This window comes from Bacteroidota bacterium (assembly GCA_016706255.1).
In the GTDB taxonomy this organism is placed as follows: Bacteria; Bacteroidota; Bacteroidia; order Chitinophagales; family BACL12; genus UBA7236.
Map to the genome: position 1 here is coordinate 459,481 of JADJJZ010000029.1, position 18,579 is coordinate 478,059.

The 18,579-nt window shown below is 39.4% G+C and carries 17 protein-coding genes; 7 read left to right on the top strand and 10 right to left on the bottom strand.

Annotated features, from left to right (window positions below; all coding sequences use genetic code 11):
- The first annotated feature begins 23 nt into the window (after positions 1–23).
- On the top strand, positions 24–2,546 hold the full coding sequence (locus tag IPI65_19995) for a PKD domain-containing protein (GenBank protein MBK7443713.1): 2,523 nt from the start codon (positions 24–26) through the stop codon (positions 2,544–2,546).
- Here IPI65_19995 and IPI65_20000 read toward each other — a convergent pair.
- The 5 genes from IPI65_20000 to IPI65_20020 all read right to left on the bottom strand — a co-directional run bounded on the left by IPI65_20000 (position 2,543) and on the right by IPI65_20020 (position 7,634).
- Positions 2,543–4,000: a nicotinate phosphoribosyltransferase gene (locus IPI65_20000; protein ID MBK7443714.1), complete on the bottom strand. Its 1,458-nt coding sequence runs from the start codon at positions 3,998–4,000 to the stop codon at positions 2,543–2,545. The two genes, IPI65_19995 and IPI65_20000, sit on opposite strands and share 4 nt — an antisense overlap.
- A 50-nt stretch (positions 4,001–4,050) precedes the next feature.
- Positions 4,051–4,884 (bottom strand): ribose-phosphate pyrophosphokinase, encoded by an 834-nt coding sequence (locus IPI65_20005; protein ID MBK7443715.1) that lies wholly within the window; start codon positions 4,882–4,884, stop codon positions 4,051–4,053.
- Between the two features lie 63 nt (positions 4,885–4,947).
- Positions 4,948–5,646 carry an NUDIX hydrolase gene (locus tag IPI65_20010; GenBank protein MBK7443716.1) on the bottom strand — a complete coding sequence of 233 codons (699 nt, stop codon included), beginning with the start codon at positions 5,644–5,646 and terminating at the stop codon, positions 4,948–4,950.
- A gap of 846 nt (positions 5,647–6,492) precedes the next feature.
- Entirely contained in the window at positions 6,493–7,005 is a 513-nt protein-coding gene (locus IPI65_20015; protein ID MBK7443717.1) for a hypothetical protein, read from the bottom strand.
- On the bottom strand, positions 6,993–7,634 hold the full coding sequence (locus tag IPI65_20020; GenBank protein MBK7443718.1) for an orotate phosphoribosyltransferase: 642 nt from the start codon (positions 7,632–7,634) through the stop codon (positions 6,993–6,995). Before IPI65_20020 ends, IPI65_20015 begins: the two co-directional genes overlap by 13 nt.
- On the opposite strand from IPI65_20020, the gene IPI65_20025 reads away from it, so the two are divergent.
- Positions 7,633–8,280, top strand: coding sequence for an NUDIX domain-containing protein (locus IPI65_20025; GenBank protein ID MBK7443719.1), 648 nt, complete (start codon positions 7,633–7,635; stop codon positions 8,278–8,280). The two genes, IPI65_20020 and IPI65_20025, sit on opposite strands and share 2 nt — an antisense overlap.
- Here IPI65_20025 and coaD read toward each other — a convergent pair.
- The 3 genes from coaD to IPI65_20040 all read right to left on the bottom strand — a co-directional run bounded on the left by coaD (position 8,264) and on the right by IPI65_20040 (position 10,172).
- A complete protein-coding gene (coaD, locus tag IPI65_20030; protein ID MBK7443720.1) occupies positions 8,264–8,728 on the bottom strand; it encodes a pantetheine-phosphate adenylyltransferase in 465 nt (154 codons plus the stop codon). The genes IPI65_20025 and coaD overlap by 17 nt on opposite strands.
- 65 nt (positions 8,729–8,793) lie before the next feature.
- Positions 8,794–9,339: an RsmD family RNA methyltransferase gene (locus IPI65_20035; protein ID MBK7443721.1), complete on the bottom strand. Its 546-nt coding sequence runs from the start codon at positions 9,337–9,339 to the stop codon at positions 8,794–8,796.
- Positions 9,330–10,172, bottom strand: coding sequence for a DUF3822 family protein (locus IPI65_20040; protein MBK7443722.1), 843 nt, complete (start codon positions 10,170–10,172; stop codon positions 9,330–9,332). The genes IPI65_20035 and IPI65_20040 overlap by 10 nt, the downstream gene beginning before the upstream one ends.
- 83 nt (positions 10,173–10,255) lie before the next feature.
- Here IPI65_20040 and hemB point away from each other — a divergent pair, with 83 nt between their 5' ends.
- From hemB to IPI65_20060, 4 genes are all read left to right on the top strand, one after another.
- Positions 10,256–11,224, top strand: coding sequence for a porphobilinogen synthase (gene hemB / locus IPI65_20045; GenBank protein ID MBK7443723.1), 969 nt, complete (start codon positions 10,256–10,258; stop codon positions 11,222–11,224).
- Between the two features lie 110 nt (positions 11,225–11,334).
- Entirely contained in the window at positions 11,335–12,663 is a 1,329-nt protein-coding gene (locus IPI65_20050) for an MATE family efflux transporter (protein ID MBK7443724.1), read from the top strand.
- Positions 12,664–12,931: 268 nt separating this feature from the next.
- Entirely contained in the window at positions 12,932–13,345 is a 414-nt protein-coding gene (locus IPI65_20055; GenBank protein ID MBK7443725.1) for a hypothetical protein, read from the top strand.
- 44 nt (positions 13,346–13,389) lie between these two features.
- The gene (locus IPI65_20060) at positions 13,390–14,952 is read left to right on the top strand and encodes a T9SS type A sorting domain-containing protein (GenBank protein MBK7443726.1); all 1,563 of its coding nucleotides are present in this window, start codon (positions 13,390–13,392) and stop codon (positions 14,950–14,952) included.
- 67 nt (positions 14,953–15,019) lie between these two features.
- Here IPI65_20060 and IPI65_20065 read toward each other — a convergent pair whose 3' ends face one another.
- Positions 15,020–15,481 carry a DUF3276 family protein gene (locus IPI65_20065; GenBank protein ID MBK7443727.1) on the bottom strand — a complete coding sequence of 154 codons (462 nt, stop codon included), beginning with the start codon at positions 15,479–15,481 and terminating at the stop codon, positions 15,020–15,022.
- Between the two features lie 82 nt (positions 15,482–15,563).
- Entirely contained in the window at positions 15,564–17,351 is a 1,788-nt protein-coding gene (locus IPI65_20070; protein MBK7443728.1) for an ABC transporter ATP-binding protein, read from the bottom strand.
- 89 nt (positions 17,352–17,440) lie between these two features.
- On the opposite strand from IPI65_20070, the gene IPI65_20075 reads away from it, so the two are divergent.
- Positions 17,441–18,538, top strand: a complete 1,098-nt coding sequence (locus IPI65_20075; protein ID MBK7443729.1) for a Glu/Leu/Phe/Val dehydrogenase — start codon at positions 17,441–17,443, stop codon at positions 18,536–18,538.
- The last annotated feature ends 41 nt before the right edge of the window (positions 18,539–18,579 follow it).

Consider the following 18,579-nt stretch of genomic DNA (forward strand, 5'->3'; position numbering starts at 1 on the left):
TATCCGTTAAAATTTTACCCTTTTTGCGCCCACTTTTATTAACCCTGCTTGTTGGGCTAAGTATACAATGTGTATCTGCTCAATTTTGTATTCCGGAATATACCGCCGGCACAACCGATTTTGATTATATTGATGGTGTTGCCATTAATACGATAAATAATCTCGATAATGGTGCAGGTGATGGAACAGGTTATAGCGATTATACCGATTTAAATACATCATTATTTCAAGGCAATACGTACGAATTAACGCTTGTTAATACGCCTGCTTATGCCGAAGGTTATCGCGGATGGATTGATTATAATCAGGACGGATTATTTACCGATGATGAAGAAATTTTTACACCAATTTTATTACCTGCTAGCGCGGAAACCATACAATCAATTTTAATTCCTGCAGATGCACCGGAAGGAACTACTATCATGCGCATCAGATGCGTTTACAATAGTATTGATTTCGACGCATGTGCTGTTGAAACTTATGGTGAGGCTGAAGATTATACCGTAAATATCATTGGAGTTGATGCAGATATTACTATTAATTCAATTGACCCGATTGCTGATGCCTGTGAATTACCGACAAATCAACTCATTACTATCGAATTAAACAATATTGGCATAACAGATGCTTCCGGTTTTAATGTTGCATACCAGGTTGATGGCGCAGCTACCGTAACCGAAATATTTCCGGGTGTTTTGGGGGTAGATGAAATTGCATCCTACACTTTTACTGCTACCGCTGATTTATCCCTTGATGGTGAACATGAAATTGTTGCCTGGATTGAATGGGTAGATGATACCTATCCTTTTAATGATACAACTCAGTTAAATGTGATGAATACGGAAACACTTATTACGGCAGGATTTCCGGATAATATTTGTTACGATGGCAGCACCATATTTCCAACCGACGCTCCTCCGGGCGGTGTTTGGTCAGGCGAAACAATTATTAATGCAACAACGGGTGAAATGGACCCTGCATTAGCGGGTGGTGTTGGATCAACTACAACTGTTACTTATGCTTATGAACCTGTTGCCGATTATGCCGTATTTGAAATTCCTTTTTATCCAAAACCACTGGGCATTTATGATGATATTGGATTGGGAGATGATGATTCTGAAGACGATATTAACATCGGGTTTGATTTTACTTTTTTTGATCATGTTTACAACAAAATATTTATTTCATCTAATGGATTAATTGGATTTGGTGCACCAAATGATTCGTATTTATTACAACATTTACCAAAACCCTCCGAGCCTAATAATTTAATCGCATTTTGCTGGACCGATTTAGACCCAAGTTCCGGTGGAGATATTTATTATGAATTACAAGGTGTTGCTCCGAATAGAAAATTTATTATTGAATATAAAAATGTACGTCATTATTTATCAGCAGCAACTGTTTCGGGTCAAATTGTATTGTATGAAACAACAAATGCGATTGATATTATCAATATCGATTTACAAAGTGATGGTGGAGAAATGACTCAGGGTATAGAAAACATTACAGGAACACAAGCTTATGTGGGTAGTGAAGATTTTAATAAATCGGTGTTTACCATTTTTAACAGGTCATGGCGTTATATTCCCACACCATGTGCCGTTACGGTAACAGATACGATATCCTTTATTTCAGCTCCTGATGTTGCCATTGATGATGCATCAGCATGTGAAGGCACATCAATAACTTTAGATGCCGGTGATGGTGCTGAATTATATGTATGGAATACAGGTGCTACAACCCAAGATATTACCGTTTATGAAAGCGGAATGTATACAGTTACCTATTACGCAAATGAAACTTGTTTTGTCAGCGACTCAGCTTTAATTACCATATACCCAAATCCTGTAATCGATTTAGGTGATGATGGTATTTATTGTGAAGGCACTTATTTAGATGCAGAAAATTTCGGCAGTAATTATATCTGGAATACAGGCGCAACCACACAAACTATTTATGTTGGCACTTCAGGAACATATTATGTGGATGTAACCATTCCTGCATCAGGATGTTTTGCATCCGATACGGTTAATCTTGAAATAACACCATTACCGGTTGCCGATTTTGATGTAGTAACAGATGTGGGATTAACTGCACAATTTACCAGCTTGGCTACAGGCGCTACTACATGGTTTTGGGATTTTGGTGATGGCACTACTTCAACCGAAGAAAATCCAACTCATATTTATCCGGAAGCAGGAAGCTACACCGTAACACTCGTAATTACCAATGATTGTGGTGCTGATATTTTTACGCAAACGATACAGGCAACTACCAGTGTAAATACAATTGCCAATGATGCTATGTTTTCGGTTTATCCGAATCCGGTTACTTCAAATCTATATGTTGATTTTAATGTTCCGGCTGATATCACAGAAATCAATATTCAACTAATTGATATTACAGGACGTATATTAATAAATCAAACAGTTAATAATATGAATATCGTTGAACTGAATTTGCAGGAATTACCTTCAGGTACCTACATGTTGAATATCCATGCCGGTTTACTAACAACAATAAAAAGTATAATTAAGAACTAATTATTTTTTATTCTATCCCGGATTGCCTGGAGTGTATCATCAATTAATAATTTTCCATCCCTGAACACTTCTTTCAGTGCTCCGGTTTTTTCTTCTTCCCAGGTACAATTATCATGTAACAAATAATCGTTGTTATTGTCCAAAGTAAGCTGTAATAAGCCTCTTGCTGATTTTTTTACCCCGTCATCTGTAACAGGATCTTTATATATTACGCGTTGTTCATTATTCACAATACCGTAAGTAGCTTTCATGGCAAATCCAAACGTATCGCGCGTATTATATTGATAGGTATAAGAGCCGATACCTAAAACCACATTAGTTGATGCGAACCCTTTTGCTTTTAATCTTTCACAAATATTTTTTGCACGCTCCATTGTAATACTGTCACCATAAATGGTCCCGATGTAAGGCGCTAATTCTTTATACCCTTTAGCGTTTATTTTACCGCCAAAAACATCCCATAAAAGTTCCACGACACCTTTGCGCTCATATTCCTTATCGCTTGTTACATCGCCACAAATAATATCAACAGGATCGCCTGAATCGGGGCGAATTACCACCTTGCCATTTCTATTTACAATTTCTTCTTTTAATTGTGGTAAATATTCCAATAATACTGTCCATAAATTCCAGGTATCTGATACAATTGAAACAATTCCGCCGGGATAAATTTCTGTAATCAATCTTCTGAATGTATCTAATTCCCTTTCATTGGTGCCCATGCTCATCACTGAATGTTCAGTAGCTGCAACTGAGCCGCCTATTAATTCCGTATCGGAATTTGCGTTATAGTATTTTTCTAAAAAATCAATAGCCGGAATCGTATCTGAGCCTGTAAAACTTAACAAATGGCCTGCACCTGATATCATTGCTGCTTCCAAACCTGCCATGCCACGCATTGAAAAATCATGTCCCTGCCATTGCACGAAAGCAGTATCATCGCTTGTTTCTGATGCATATGCAGATAATATTTTGTGGTACGCTTTTGCAATTGTTGCCGATGTACAAGGCATCCAGACAATTACAGAAAATAGTGTTTCGAAATAATTAGTTAGCCAGAAAAAATCAGGAAGTGTATTATACATCGTGCACATCGGTATGCGCGCATGCGTGCCCGTTCCTTCAGGAATAGCTTTAATTACCATTGGAATATAGCCAAGGTCATGTAATGCAGCAATATGTTCAATTCCAATATTGTTTGGTCCAAGATAATTATTTACACGACGGGTGTATTCGTTTAATACTTGTTGTTTCGGTTTTTTGAAAAAATTTATTTCAAAATCTTCCAGCAAATATTTTTTAATGAAATATTGTAACCCAAAAAAGGTGATTTTATCAATTTCTTCATATCTGCTTCTGCGTGGCGCCCAATTTGAATAAACAAGGGATGTTCCGCTAGGGTATTGACGTCTGTGGTCTAATTTATAACCATCAGTTAATAAGAGTGGTAACATATAGGTAGGTTTAGTGCGTTTAAAATGCAGGGTGTGAAAAGAAGTAATATTTAATTTGTCATCGCTAAGTTAAATGTAGATACAAACGAATTTTCTTTTTGCGGAAAAGAATTTGTTGTAAAGATGTTTTTGAAATGCGCTTGTAATTCATTTAACCCTTTGCTGAAAATGCCATGGCTGACAGCCAAATATAAATCACCGGCATTTTTTTCTTTTAGCGTTTTGGCAATTCCGATAAACGTAGCGCCGCCATCACAAATATCATCTACAATTAAACAAGGTTGCCGGTTTAAATCATCTGTAAAGGCAGTAAATCCGTCTATTTTGCCGGTTTCAGTGTTACGGTGTTTCCTGCATTCAACTACCGAATATTTGTTTAAAAATGCGCTTAATCCGTAAATCTTTTTTAGCGAACCACCGTCAGGTGCTACTAACAACGTTGAAGCCGGTATTTGCTCATAAACCCAATTAATAAATTCATAATTATTCATAACAACACAATTGTTCAACAATGCAGGAACAACTTCCGAATGGGGATCAAAAATTACAACTTGTTTAAAATGTAACTGATTGATTAAGTCAGCATAAACTTTTGCAGTTAATGGTTCACCTGAAACCATAACTCTGTCTTGGCGGGCACCGGGGAAGTAAGGTAAAAACAAATTAAGCGATTGTATTCCTGCTCTGCGCAATGCGTCGCAAGCAACAAAGAGTAAGCCCAAATCATTAAATGTTGTAATGCGGTGCGTCACCCAGGCTGTTTCACCTTCAATTGAATTGGTATTTAATTTCACATGTGGCTCTCCGCCAGAAAAGGTGAAAGTTTCAAATTCTATTTCCTGCAGCAAAAGCGGTTTAAAGGAGGAATCGAGATTTAATACCATTTGCGTATTTTTTACGCAAATATACACTGCCTTTTTAACTTACCAAATAATTAACCTAAAAAGTTATAAAAATTTCAAGTCCAACTGCCAACCTGATTTAGTTAATTCATAGTATCTGCTTTTATCAAACTGGTACAATTTACCCGGACGGCCAACAGCATTTGATGCAAATTCATTTGTTTCAATTAATATTTCACTGGCCAGCACTTTTTTGCGGAAATTACGTCTGTCAATCTGCTTTCCTAAAATGGTAATATATAAATTCTCCAGGTCTGAGAATGGGAATTTATCGGCTAATAATTCGAAACCTATGGGTTGATATTGAATTTTGTCAGACAATCGTGTCGAAGCATATTGAATCATTTTATTGTGGTCGTAGCCTGTTTTAGGCACTTTCAGCAGTGGAAACCACTTAGCATCCTTAGCATCGCTACCTGCAGTTATATTAAATTGTGAAGGATCAACCAAGGCATAATAGGCAACACTCACAACTCTGCCACGCGGGTCACGATGTACATTATCGCCGTAGGTATACAATTGTTCAAGGTAGTCAACCCTGATTCCAGCTTCCTCATTTAATTCGCTAATAACAGCATCTTTAAGTAGTTCATCGTTATTGATAAAGCCACCGGGTAAAACCCATTTATTTGCCATTTCGCCAAACTTTTGTTTTACCAGTAACACCTGTAATTCATTTTGGTTATACCCAAAAACAATTGCATCAACTGCGAGTTTAATGTCCTGATTTTTTGCGATTGCCATATGCGTATTTTTTACGCAAATATACCAAAAAGAATTAAACTCAATGTACCAATGTACCGATGTACCAATGTACCAATGGAACAGCCGATTTTGAGTTAGTATTTTATTCGGAGTTCTCGATAATGTTTACGCCGCGGCGGATGGTGATTAATGTGCTGATTAACAGCCGGTTCACAGTGCGATTTGAATTAGAACTTCGACGGGTAATTCTCGCCATGATTGATGTACCAATGTACCGATGTACCAATGTACCAATGGAACAGCCGATTTTGAGTGGGAATTTCATTCGGAGCTGTCGTTGGGGCTAATCAATATTAGCCGACTCATAATTAAATTATTAATCATTTTTTGAAAATTTGAATAGGAGTAAGATTGTCATTCCAACGACTAACCCATTAGCTAATTTGCTAATTGCTAATTAACAGCCGATTTTGAGTGGGAATTTCATTCGGAGCTGCCGTTGGGGCTAATCAATATTAGCCCGACTCATAATTAAATTATTAATCATTTAATGAATATTTGAATAGGAGTATGATTGTCATTCTAACGACTAACCCATTAGCTAATTTGCTAATCGGCAATTTGCTAATTATCGACTGTTTTTAGAACTTCGAAAGTGAATTCTAGCCCTGATTGAAGCGGAAACAAACTAATGTACCAATTTGGTGATGTACCGATGTACCAATGGTACAGCCGGTTTTGAGTATGATTGTAATTATATAGTTTGTTGCAGCGAAAAGCAGGTTGCGAATTTTATTAGAAGGGGGATGTTGCTGCTCCAAAAAAAATACTATTTTCTTTTACTCGAAAATGATTAGTTATAGCACTTATGTGTGCATTATTTGATTAAACGCAAGCGCTCCAAATAGCGCCAATTGTTGCGCCGGCTAATGTGCCGAAAAAAAGAAATAACAATGCAGGGCCTTGCATTTTTCGGCGCATTATTTTTGTGATGGAATTTTGTAATTGATTGCTTCCCTCCTGTTTACCGGTATTTGAGAATCCGGATTGTAATAATTGTGGTAATGAGGCCGACATTTCATCGTGAAAAATTACGCGTATTTCATCAATTAATTTATCATCAATAAACATACTTAATACGGGCATTTTTACGGTGAGTTTATTCGCCATAAAATCATCAAAAAGTCCGAGAATTTTTGTTTCAATTTCCTGAATTCCTGTGGTGCCGGATGCATTAGATTCGGTAACTGCCTGCTGAATAATATTATTTAAACCTTCATGTAAACGAATGCCAAATAAATGGGTATGATTAAACGCATAAAACCACAACAAGAGATTTACAATGCCGGCAATTAAACCGACAACGGCACCAAATAAAATAAATCCTATTGCATCCATCCGGAAGGATTTTGGCGCCAGTCGTTGAGCAATGATTCGGTGTCGCGTGCAATTATTTCTTTGGTTAAAGCATATTGAATTAAACTCGGATAATCGGATAAGGTGTATAAATTACAATCGGCCTGTTTAAATGCTTCATCGGCAATATCAAATGCATAAGTAAATAATGCAGTCATGCCCATAACATTTGCACCTGCATTACGCAACGCCTGCACAGCAGTTAAACTACTACCGCCGGTGGAAACCAAATCTTCAATCACCACAACTTTTGCACCTTCGGGTAGCTTCCCTTCGATTTGATTACTTAGTCCGTGTTTTTTAGCTTCGGAGCGCACGTAAATAAATGGGAGATTAAGGGCATCAGCAACCAATGCACCGTGCGGAATTCCGGCAGTAGCCACACCGGCGATGATTTCCACACCGGGAAACTTTTGACTAATACCATTGGCTAGCGTATTTTTGAGCCAGGTTCTGATTTCCGGGAATGACAGGGTGAGCCGATTATCGCAATAAATCGGGGACCGCCAGCCACTAGCCCAGGTAAATGGTTCATTCGGGCGCAGTTTAATGGCACCGATGGTTAATAATTTTTCAGCGAAAAGAGTTGCGTCACTAGAATTAAAGAGCATGGCCCAAAGCTATAAAATTTTCATCAACGAGACACCGGTTTACCTGTTTGAAGGTGGTTTACCGGCAACAGTTAATACAAATGATATTAATAATCCGGTTTTTACCTCTGACCAAAAAAAAGATATCGATAAAGCCTTTTATCTGATTGAAAACAACGCCGGTGTTAAGAGCCTGACTGTTTATGAACATGATATAAAAGCATTTAAAAAAACACTTTTTGCCGAATATAAAACCATTCGTGCAGCAGGCGGATTGGTATTTAATAATAAAGATGAGGTGTTATTAATTTTTCGCAGAGCGATGTGGGATTTACCAAAAGGTAAAATTGATTTAGGTGAAAAGAAAAAGGCTGCAGCCTTGCGCGAAGTGCGAGAAGAAACCGGATTGCTTAAACTTTCCATCGTAAAAAAGCTGCAAAAAACGTATCATACCTACCGACTTGAAAATGCCACTAAAGTGTTAAAGGTTACGTATTGGTATTTAATGATGTGCAGCGATGATGCTCAGCCTGTACCGCAGCAAGAAGAAGATATTGAGATTGCTACATGGATTGCCAGCACTCAGGTTGATGAAAAATTAAATCGCGCTTATGCTACTGTGCGCGAGGTAGTTACCAAAGGTATTTTGGTTATGCACCACGGCTAACCACCAATGGCACCATATTGCTGATATCACCACCGTGTCGCAATATTTCTTTTACGATTGTGGAGCTTACATGCCCGAATTCCGGTTTGCTGAGAAAAAATACGGTTTCTATTTCCTGATTTAATCCGCGATTTGCCAAGGCAATTACTTTTTCATATTCATAATCGGTTACGCTGCGCAAACCGCGTAAAATGTACTGCGCATTTTTTTGTTTGCAATATTCGGTAGTCAGGCCTTCGTAGCTGTCGATTTCAATTTTCGATTCGTTCAAAAAAATTTCCTGCAGCCAGTTAATGCGTTGTTCAAGCGTAAAATAGCCTTGCTTTTGCGAATTTTTTCCGATGGCAATAATTACCTTATCAAACAATGGCAGTGCACGTTCAATAATATCAATATGCCCAAGTGTTACAGGGTCGAAAGAGCCGGGAAAGATTGCAATACGCGTCATGATACAAATTTAGCAGATTTAATGATGCCTTTTTGGGAGATGGGCTTTCGGATCAACCTCTACACTCATTTTTTTGTTGGTTCAGCACCAAAAACATGAAAATGTGTGGTGCCGTAATTGCGCATTCTGATAAAATGCGGATGGTCATCGAATTTATATTTTTGATTGGTTTCGAGCACAAACCATCCCTCCGGCTTCAACAATTGCATTTCAAAAATTTCTTCCGGTAAAGCAGGAATATTTTCGAGCGGATATGGTGGCCCGGCGAAAATGATGTCGAATTTCTTTTTTGTAGTCCGAATATATTCGAACACATCCATCTTCATCACATTAATATTGCCCTGCAGTTCATCGCTCGTTTTACGGATAAAATCGATGCTGCGTTTGTCGAGCTCAACGCAAACAATATCTTCACAACCCCTTGAAACCATCTCGTAACAAAGGCTTCCGGTTCCTGAAAATAAGTCGAGGAAACTCACCATTTCGAAATCGAAGTTGTTGGTCAGGATATTAAAAAGCCCTTCTTTGGCGAAATCGGTTGTAGGACGCGCCGGTAAATTGGTAGGCGGATTAAATCTCCTCCCCTTAAATTTTCCTGCATTTATTCGCATAAATCTAAACTCAATAAGGTATTGTAAATGTAAAGTGGTGTTTCCTTTAATGCATCCGGCAGCACAATGTTTTCATTCATTTGCAGGAAGGATATTTCTTTGAAAAATTTCCATAACTCGCCGAATAACATCGAATCGGGAACAATTTCACCCGATAGTTTTAAATCACACACATTGCGGTCAACCATAAACTGTTCCGCAACGAGTAAAACGTAATACAAAAAGTCTTCTTTGTTTACATAGCGGTACTGATTCATAAATTTGAATTCCCGCTTTTCGAAATACAGAATATGAATTACACCGGGTTTGATGTCAAGAATTAATTGCTGGTCGGTAAACTGGTCCTTCATGCGTGATGCCAGTTCTAACAGTCCCGAACCGATATGATAAAACTTGGGGTGATCAAATACTTCTTTCAAATACCGTTCTTCGTTTGCCGGCAAAGCAAAAATGTTTCGGGCGTACACTGCTTTCACGTTGTTTGAAAGCACGGTGTCGGTTTTGGCAATTTCGGCGCTCAACGACAAATAACGTTCAGCTTTATCTTCTTCAAACAAAACCCGCGGAACCAGTGTAAACGGTGCGTAGCTGATGCCGATTTTAATTTCATGATAGGGCGATTGCAACATATCTTCACTGGTAACCGAAATGCGCAATTTGGTTAACATATCTCCTGGAGCAGCATTATTGAGTTGAACAGTTTTAAGCACTTGTAATTTGCCGGTGCGTTTTTCATAAACTGCATAACTGTATTGTTGTTCCTCCAATTGAAACAGCAATGAATAATGCCTTGTAAAATCTTTGTTGAAGTCTTTATCTAAATATTGCAACATATCCGGGGTAAAAATACTTGTTATTTTTTTACGGAATTAATTTTACCCGTTTGCGGTAGTAACTTTGTCACAAAATTACAGCAATGCAAATACGCCCGAGAAGATTGCGCAACAGTGGATTGATGCGTGAAATGGTTGCAGAAACCCGTTTAAGTAAAGAAATGTTTGTTTACCCCGTTTTCGTTATGAAAGGCGAAAACATTCGTCACGAAATTGGCGCTATGCCCGGGGTTTATCATTTTTCACCGGATACATTAAGTACTGAAGTGGCTGAATGCCTCGATTTAGGTATTAATAAGTTTTTGATTTTTGGGGTTGGGGAAGAAAAAAATCCCGCTGGTAGCGCATGTTACGACCATGCAAATGCAGTTGCTACTGCTGTTCGGCGTTTGAGGGCTGATTTTGGGAATAAGGTGATGCTGATAACGGATGTTTGTATGTGCGCATACACTGATCACGGGCATTGTGGCATTTTGCACGGACATGAGGTAGATAATGATGACAGCTTGGTTGCTTTAGCAAAAATGGCTTTAATGCATGCTGAAGCAGGTGCCGATATTGTTGCTCCAAGCGATATGATGGATGGCAGAGTTGATGCCATCAGGACTAAATTAGATGAAAATGGATTTTCGAACACGGCCATTATGAGTTATTCTGTAAAATTTGCTTCCGGGTATTATGGTCCATTTAGGGAGGCTGCCGATAGTGCACCAAGTTTTGGGGACAGGAAAACGTATCAGATGGACTTCAGAAACGGTCGTGAAGCGCTTAAAGAGGCTTTAACTGATGTTGATGAAGGAGCGGATATATTGATGGTGAAGCCTGCGCTGGCTTATTTAGATGTAATTAAAACTGTAAAGGAACATACTTTGCTTCCCTTAGCCTGTTACAATGTTTCCGGCGAATATTCCATGGTAAAAGCCGGTGCCAAAATGGGTTGGATAGATGAACAACGCATTGTGATGGAAAATATGTATGCCTTTACACGAGCAGGTGCCGACATTATTATAACCTATCATGCGAAGGATATTTTACAAAAAGGCTGGTTGTAAAATTAACCTGCTGTTTAGAATAAATTGACCATCAGTACTTTACAATCTATTTCCATAGTATCGAACTTTAGAGCATCTTTACGGTTCAATAATTCAGTACCCGCAAATTCGTGCAAACCAATATCACATATCGGGAAATAATACGCCTGAGCACACCGCTTATGATTAGCAGTTTGTTCAACAATCTGATTAGTCTGATTGGTGTTGCGTTTATGGGCCGTGTTGGCGAAGTGGAGTTGGCAGCTTGTGGTGTAGCTGCGCTTATTTATATCACCATGACCATGATTCCTTATGGTTTGTCGGTAGGTTTTCAGATTATTATTGCCCGTCGCGCCGGTGAAAACAACCCGGAATCGATAGGCAGGATATTTAATGCGAACCTGATTTTTTTGATGGGGGTAGCGGTTTTATTGTATGCATTTCTGGAATTTGTGGTCCCCATTATTCTGGTTGGGCGGTTTAGTCCCGAAGTATATGAAGCTGTTATGGAATACCTGAAATATCGGAATTTCGAGATCTTTTTTGCCGTTTTTGCTTTCACGATATTAGGGTTTTACACCAGTATTGGCAACAATGCCATTATTACCTGGAGCGCAGTATTGATGCTGGTTGTGAATGTGTTTTTCAACTATAATCTTGTTTTTGGGGAGATGGGATTTCCGAAAATGGGCATCGCCGGAGCAGGTTTGGCATCGCTCATTTCGTCGACTGCAGCTTGCGGACTCAACTTTTTTTACCTCTTATTTTCAAAATACCGGCATCAGTTCGGGTTGTTTAAGTTTGATAAGTTTGAATGGGATTTGGTTAAAAGCGGACTGGTAATTAGTGGTCCTGTTGTATTGCAGCATTTGCTTTCAACGGGAACCTGGGTGGTGTTTTTTCTGATGATCAGTAAAATGGGTGAAGCATCACTGGCGGCTTCGAATGTGGCCAAGGAGGTTTATATGGCTTTGGGCGTTACCACCTGGGGAATAGCCAATGCAACGAATAGTCTGGTGAGTAACCTTTTGGGTCAAGGGAGGCATTCAGAGATATTCGTATTACTAAAAAGGGTGATTATTGTAGCGCTTGGGTTTTCGCTTTCCTTTTTTGTGTTCATCATGATATGGCCTGAGGTTTTCATCCGCATATTTACGAATGATGAGTCCATTATTGCACTTTCGCTTAATCCGGTGCGTATTGTTGGTATTTGTTTGATGATGATGGCCGTTTCCAGCGTATTGTTCAGAGCGGTAACCGGAACCGGAGCAACACGTTATTCATTGCTGCTTGAACTTATTACACTTGTGGTATATATGGTTTATGTAGTTATCCTAATTGAGGTATTAAAAGTCAACCTAACCATTGCCTGGACCAGCGAATTTGTCTACTGGCTGGTATTAGCATGGCTTTGCTGGAAGTATTTGAAGAGCGGAAAATGGCGACAGTATAAGGTCTGAACATCTGCTTTGCTTCTCAATTTTAATATTATTTAATATATTAGATAATCAGTCGTAATTTATTGTAAATCAGTTACTTACAATCTATTTTTTTTGCATTAATGACTTTTTGTCAGTCTCACGAAAATGACTATTTTGGTTATTTAAAACTGCCTGAGAATCACTGCCAGGGATATACAAACGTCATTTCGTATTAACAGGAAAATTCCGTATTTTAGGCTTGGAAAAACTTGGGCCCTAAAGTTTTCCTACAAACACGACATAATTTATGCAACTCACACACTTCTTTAAACCGGGTGAAATACAGCCTGATGAAGGCGCTTGGGTGTTTCTTTTAAAAGCCCCCCTTTCGCCTGACCTGTCTCCGGCGGAGTTAATCAGCACCTTTTATGAAACGGCATATATGGCTGTCTGCAACCACGCACTTGCAAAAATGTATGGTTTCGAAAACACAGAGGAAATGTTGGGATTACCGGTTTCTGCATTTATGCCCCCTTCCAATTCAATACTGGAACTACTGGAAGCCACAATAAAAAATGGTTTTAAACTTGAAAATGCCGTCAGCAAGGAAAATGATCGCGTTGGTAAGCCGGTGTATTTTTTAAATAAGATGGAAGCATTATTTGAAAACGGGTTAATTATCGGTGGCAAAGGCACACAAATTCCTGTAGAAAAACCCTGAACCGAGTTAAACTTAACCGGTATTTTTACGTCTTATCGTTTAAGATGAAACCATACCTGCTTATCTCATTGCTATGTTTAGTGCACAGTTTATTTGCACAAATTACTGATATTTCAGATGGAGAAATATTTGATGGTGAGCCATTTATGGTTGTTAACTCAACCAATACACAACATATAGCTATTATGTGGATGGGGTTTAATGGGTTAGATTTAGTTACCATGAAACTGAAAATAAGTGAGGATGGCGGGACAAGCTGGAGTGATGAAATTGTGCTTCCGCATACCAATCCCGGTTACACAACTGCTGATCCATCGATGGGTTACGACAGTGATGGTAATCTGTTTATTTGTTACATCGATTACAATCCGCTTGGTACGGCAGGTAAAGTGATTACCCGTAAGTCTGCGGATGGTGGTTATACCTGGAGTGACCCGGTTCCGGTTATTGATGTTGCGGCAGATGGTAGCGAAACACCTGTTGATCGCCCGTGGATGGTGATAGACCGCTCAGCAACAGCCTCGGATGGAAACATTTACGTAACCACCAAACCGGCGCCATGGATTCCATTTCCGAACAGAAACTACTTCATCGCTTCCACCGATTATGGGGCAAGTTTTGGAGATTGGCGATACATCGATACGATTGGATGGCAGATTGGTGACTTTATTGCTGCACCGATGGCGAGTCCTGCAGTGGGAATTGATGGCACGGTTTATTGCATCTACCCTGCCTGGGAGCCTTCCGAAAACCTGCTACCGCGATTTATTTTGGCTCAAAGCACAAATGCCGGCAACCATTTTACCTATAGCGAAGTGTTTGAGTCGTATGGGGATGATACCAATGTGGACACTTCTGCAAAGGTGGCTTATCTGCTTAAAACCAATCCGACTGATGCTAATAAGCTGGTTTTTGCCTATGTCCTGAGTTCATTTGGTGATATGGATATTTTTATCAGAACAACTAACAACAAGGGTGTAAGCTGGTCGGCACCTATTCGGGTGAATGATGATGCCGTTGGTTCAGGTGCTATGCAGGAGCTCGTTTGGGCTGATTATGACAGTGATGGCGATTTGGTGGTGAGTTGGCGCGACAGGCGTAATAGTGTTGACACCGGATATGCAACGGAAACTGAGATTTATGGGGCTGTTTGGTGGAAAGACAGTATCGGTTTTGGGACAAATTTTAAAATATCGGAACTGCCGGCCGGGTTTGACAGCGTTTTGTATGGTAATGGCAACGATTTTATGTGTGTGGAGATGGAACAAGATACCATTTACGCAACCTGGGGTGATACTAAAAACGGTTATCTTAATATCTGGTTTAACAAACTTGCTGCAAACAATACCGGTAATACAAGCATACATTTAATCGATTCGGAATCAGTTGAACAAGTAACCTTATTTCCCAATCCGGCGACTAATTTTATCTCCCCAAAAGAAAACAAATTTAATACTTACACGATTTATGACGGGCAGGGCAAAGTAGTACAATCCGGGAAAATAACAGATGGTAAAATTGATATAAGTCATTTATTATCAGGTATTTATACCATTGAACTACAAAATTATAGTAGTAACGCCGTTGAACAGTTTACAAAGCTTTAATCCGGTAAACGGCAAAAAAAAGAGGCTGCCCTTTTCAGAACAACCTCTTAAGCTTAATTGTGTGTTATCATAACTTCAGATCATCGTCGTCCATCATATTGGTATTATGATTGGCAGCGCTGTCGTTATTATCTTCGTTAGTTTCTTCAATGTCGTGATTGCCTTCGTTATCGGACTCATGTGATTCTTCGCGATAGTTTTCTTGATGACCATCGTAACCACCTTCCGGATTGCCATTTTCGTCGTATTTATGTGCAAAGGCATCAAAATCGAAATCAGGCATCAAACCTTTAATGTGGTCAACCACTTCTGTTAATTCGCTTAAAAACTTGTTAAAATCTTCTTTGTAGATGAACAGTTTGTGACGTTCATAACCATTGCCATCAAAACGTTTTTTGCTTTCGGTGATGGTCAGGTAATAATCGTTTGCCCTGGTTGTTCTTACATCAAAAAAATAGGTTCTGCGTCTTCCTGCCCGTATTTTCCTTGAAAATACACTATCATTACGCTTGCTGTTTTCGTGCTCCACTGTGTTCGATTTTAGAATTTTAGCTTGTTGGGTGTATCAAATTTTCCGAAATATATAAATATTTTAAAATTCAAGCTAATTTTTAGATTTTTTTATTTCTGTCGATTGCCTCAGCCAGTCGCTGCGATTCATACATTTGATAGTATAAACCTTTAGCATCCATTAATTCATCATGCGTTCCCTGTTCGGCAACAACGTTTTTATCGAGCACAATAATTTTATCGAAAGCAAGTAGTGAAAAGATGCGGTGGGTAATGATTACAGCCGTTTTTTGTTCGAGGTAATTCCGCATGTTACCGAGTATCCGGTTTTCAGTATTTGCATCAACCGCGCTCAGGCAATCGTCGAGAATAATAACGGGCGCATCCTTTAAAAAAGCACGAGCTATTGAAATCCGCTGTTTTTGTCCGCCGCTCAGCGTAACCCCTCTTTCGCCCACCATGGTTTGATAACCTTCCTTAAAATCCATAATCTCCTCATGAATGGACGCAAAACCGGCATATTGCTGAACGGTTTCCAAAGAAGCATCAGGCTGACCGAATGCGATGTTATTTTTAATGGAATCTGAAAACAAAAAAACATCCTGTGGAACAGCGGCAATTCCTTTTCTCAAATCGCTGAGATTGAACTGTTTAATTGGAATCCAGTCTATTTCGATGCTACCTGAATCAACATCGTATAACCGATACATCAAATCGGCAATGGTACTTTTTCCGCTTCCGGTTTTGCCTACAATGGCTACTTTTTCGCCCGGTTGTATTGTAAAACTCACGCCCTGCAAGGCTTTCACACCAGTGTCGGGATAGGTAAAATGAACATCTTTAAACACAATACTGCCTTTGATATTTCTCGCCGGCATGTTGCTTTCCTGCACATCGGGAACGGTATTCAGGAATTCATCAATCCGTTTTTGTGAAACGCCTGCTCGCTGGATGATAGAAACCACCCATCCCAGGGAAGTAACCGGCCAGGTCATCATATTCACATAAAACAGAAATTCCGCTAAATCGCCTTTACTGAGCGCACCTTCCATTACCTGCCATCCCCCAACAAAAATGGTAAGCAGCACACTCATACCGATTAGTCCCACCATTAAAGGCTGAAACAAGGCATCAACTCTTGCCAGTCCCAGCGATTGTTGCTTATATTCTTCACATTCCGCTTCAAAATAATTCGAAATACTTTTTTCGCGGGCATAAGCCTGAATCACCCTGATGCCTGAAAATGATTCCTGCGCAATACTGGTAAGGTTGCTCAGCTGCGCCTGAATGCGCTCGCTTCTGCGACTAATAATATTATTGACAAAATAGATGGAAAACGAGAGGATAGGCAATGGCAGCAGCACATACAGGGTTAACGTTGGGTTAATGCTTACCATCATCCAAATACCAAAACCGAAGTTGAACAGGAGGTTCATAAAATACATGAGCGCCGGACCAACATACTGTCGCACACGGCCAACATCTTCTGCTACCCTGCTCATTAAATCGCCCGTGTTATTTTTTTTGAAAAAAGCCGGAGTCAGCGTTTCATAATGTTTAAAAAGGTCGTTTTTTTGGTCATACTCAACATTTCGGCTCATTACGATGATGGTTTGACGCATAAAAAACATAAAAACGCCGCGTAATAAAGTTAAAGCAAGGAAAAAAAGTCCGCAGATGAGGACGCTATGATATACATCATTAGCCAACTCAGCATCATTTCCACCAATAATTGCGTCACTGTTGCGGTCAACAATATCGATCATTTCACCAATATAACGCGGAGCAATAACCTGAAAAGCGTTGGCCAGTCCCACAAACAGGGTTCCTGACAAGAGCAGCCACTTATATTTCCACAAATATTTATTAATCGATCGTAGTGCGCGCATAAAATGCAAAGCTATAAATCAATTGAAAAGTTTCTTGTCTTTATAACTTCTTCTATCTTTGCGCTGTTTAAAAAAAACAACGTTCATTTATGTCAAATACTTCTCTGCAACTGACCAATGGTGAAATTTTTTCCACGATGATGGAAATGCAACACGAACAAATGGTTTTTTGCACCGACAAAACTACCGGCCTGAAGGCGATTATAGCTATTCATAACACCACACTGGGGCCAGCTTTGGGTGGAACCCGTTTCTGGAATTATACGAATGAAGATGATGCAATTATTGATGTATTGCGTTTATCGCGTGGTATGACCTATAAAGCTGCAATCAGCGGATTAAATCTCGGTGGTGGTAAAGCGGTGATTATTGGTGATTCCAAAGCGCTTACCAATCGTGAGCCCCTGTTTAGAAGGTATGGTAAATTTGTTAACTCGTTAAACGGAAAATATATCACTGCAGAAGATGTTGGAACATCAACAGGCGATATGGAATTCATTAATATGGAAACCGAATCGGTAGCCGGCAAACCTGAGCAATTAGGTGGCGGTGGCGACCCTTCGCCGGTAACTGCTTATGGTGTTTATTTGGGGATGAAAGCTGCTGCAAAATATGCAAATGGCACAGACAACCTGAGCGGAAAACGTGTATTAGTGCAGGGTGTGGGAAATGTGGGTTATCATTTGGTAGAGCGTTTGGTTAAAGAAGGCGCTGTGGTAATGATTTCAGATATTAGTGAAGACAGGATAAAAAAAGTAACCAACGAATTTTCAGTTGAAGTGGTAGATAAAGATGCTGTTTTTGATACAAAAATGGATATTTATGCTCCATGTGCCCTTGGCGCGACGATTAATGATGATACTGTGGGCAAACTTACCTGCAACATTGTTGCCGGAGCAGCCAATAACCAGTTGAAAGACGAGCAAAAACACGGTATGGCGTTGATTGACAGAGGTATTTTATATGCACCTGACTATTTGATTAATGCGGGTGGTTTGATCAACTGTTATTCAGAACTTGAAGGTTACAACCGCGAAAGAGCCATGCAAAAAACAGAAATTATTTATCCGCGTGCGATAGAAATTTTTGAAATTGCCGCTAAAGAAAAAATTACCACACAGGCAGCCGCAAACCGCATAGCGGAAGAGCGCATACGTTTGGTAGCACATATTAACAGTAGATTATAATTTTATTTTAAAATATAAAGCGACATCAGTCGTTCAAACCA

Coding starts and splice junctions, on each gene's coding strand:
- IPI65_20000 (MBK7443714.1), bottom strand. CDS start 4,000: ATGTTACCACTCTTATTAACTGATGGTTATAAATTAGACCACAGACGT.
- IPI65_20005 (MBK7443715.1), bottom strand. CDS start 4,884: ATGGTATTAAATCTCGATTCCTCCTTTAAACCGCTTTTGCTGCAGGAA.
- IPI65_20010 (MBK7443716.1), bottom strand. CDS start 5,646: ATGGCAATCGCAAAAAATCAGGACATTAAACTCGCAGTTGATGCAATT.
- IPI65_20015 (MBK7443717.1), bottom strand. CDS start 7,005: ATGGATGCAATAGGATTTATTTTATTTGGTGCCGTTGTCGGTTTAATT.
- IPI65_20025 (MBK7443719.1), top strand. CDS start 7,633: ATGGCCCAAAGCTATAAAATTTTCATCAACGAGACACCGGTTTACCTG.
- IPI65_20020 (MBK7443718.1), bottom strand. CDS start 7,634: ATGCTCTTTAATTCTAGTGACGCAACTCTTTTCGCTGAAAAATTATTA.
- coaD (MBK7443720.1), bottom strand. CDS start 8,728: ATGACGCGTATTGCAATCTTTCCCGGCTCTTTCGACCCTGTAACACTT.
- IPI65_20035 (MBK7443721.1), bottom strand. CDS start 9,339: ATGCGAATAAATGCAGGAAAATTTAAGGGGAGGAGATTTAATCCGCCT.
- IPI65_20040 (MBK7443722.1), bottom strand. CDS start 10,172: ATGTTGCAATATTTAGATAAAGACTTCAACAAAGATTTTACAAGGCAT.
- hemB (MBK7443723.1), top strand. CDS start 10,256: ATGCAAATACGCCCGAGAAGATTGCGCAACAGTGGATTGATGCGTGAA.
- IPI65_20055 (MBK7443725.1), top strand. CDS start 12,932: ATGCAACTCACACACTTCTTTAAACCGGGTGAAATACAGCCTGATGAA.
- IPI65_20060 (MBK7443726.1), top strand. CDS start 13,390: ATGAAACCATACCTGCTTATCTCATTGCTATGTTTAGTGCACAGTTTA.
- IPI65_20070 (MBK7443728.1), bottom strand. CDS start 17,351: ATGCGCGCACTACGATCGATTAATAAATATTTGTGGAAATATAAGTGG.
- IPI65_20075 (MBK7443729.1), top strand. CDS start 17,441: ATGTCAAATACTTCTCTGCAACTGACCAATGGTGAAATTTTTTCCACG.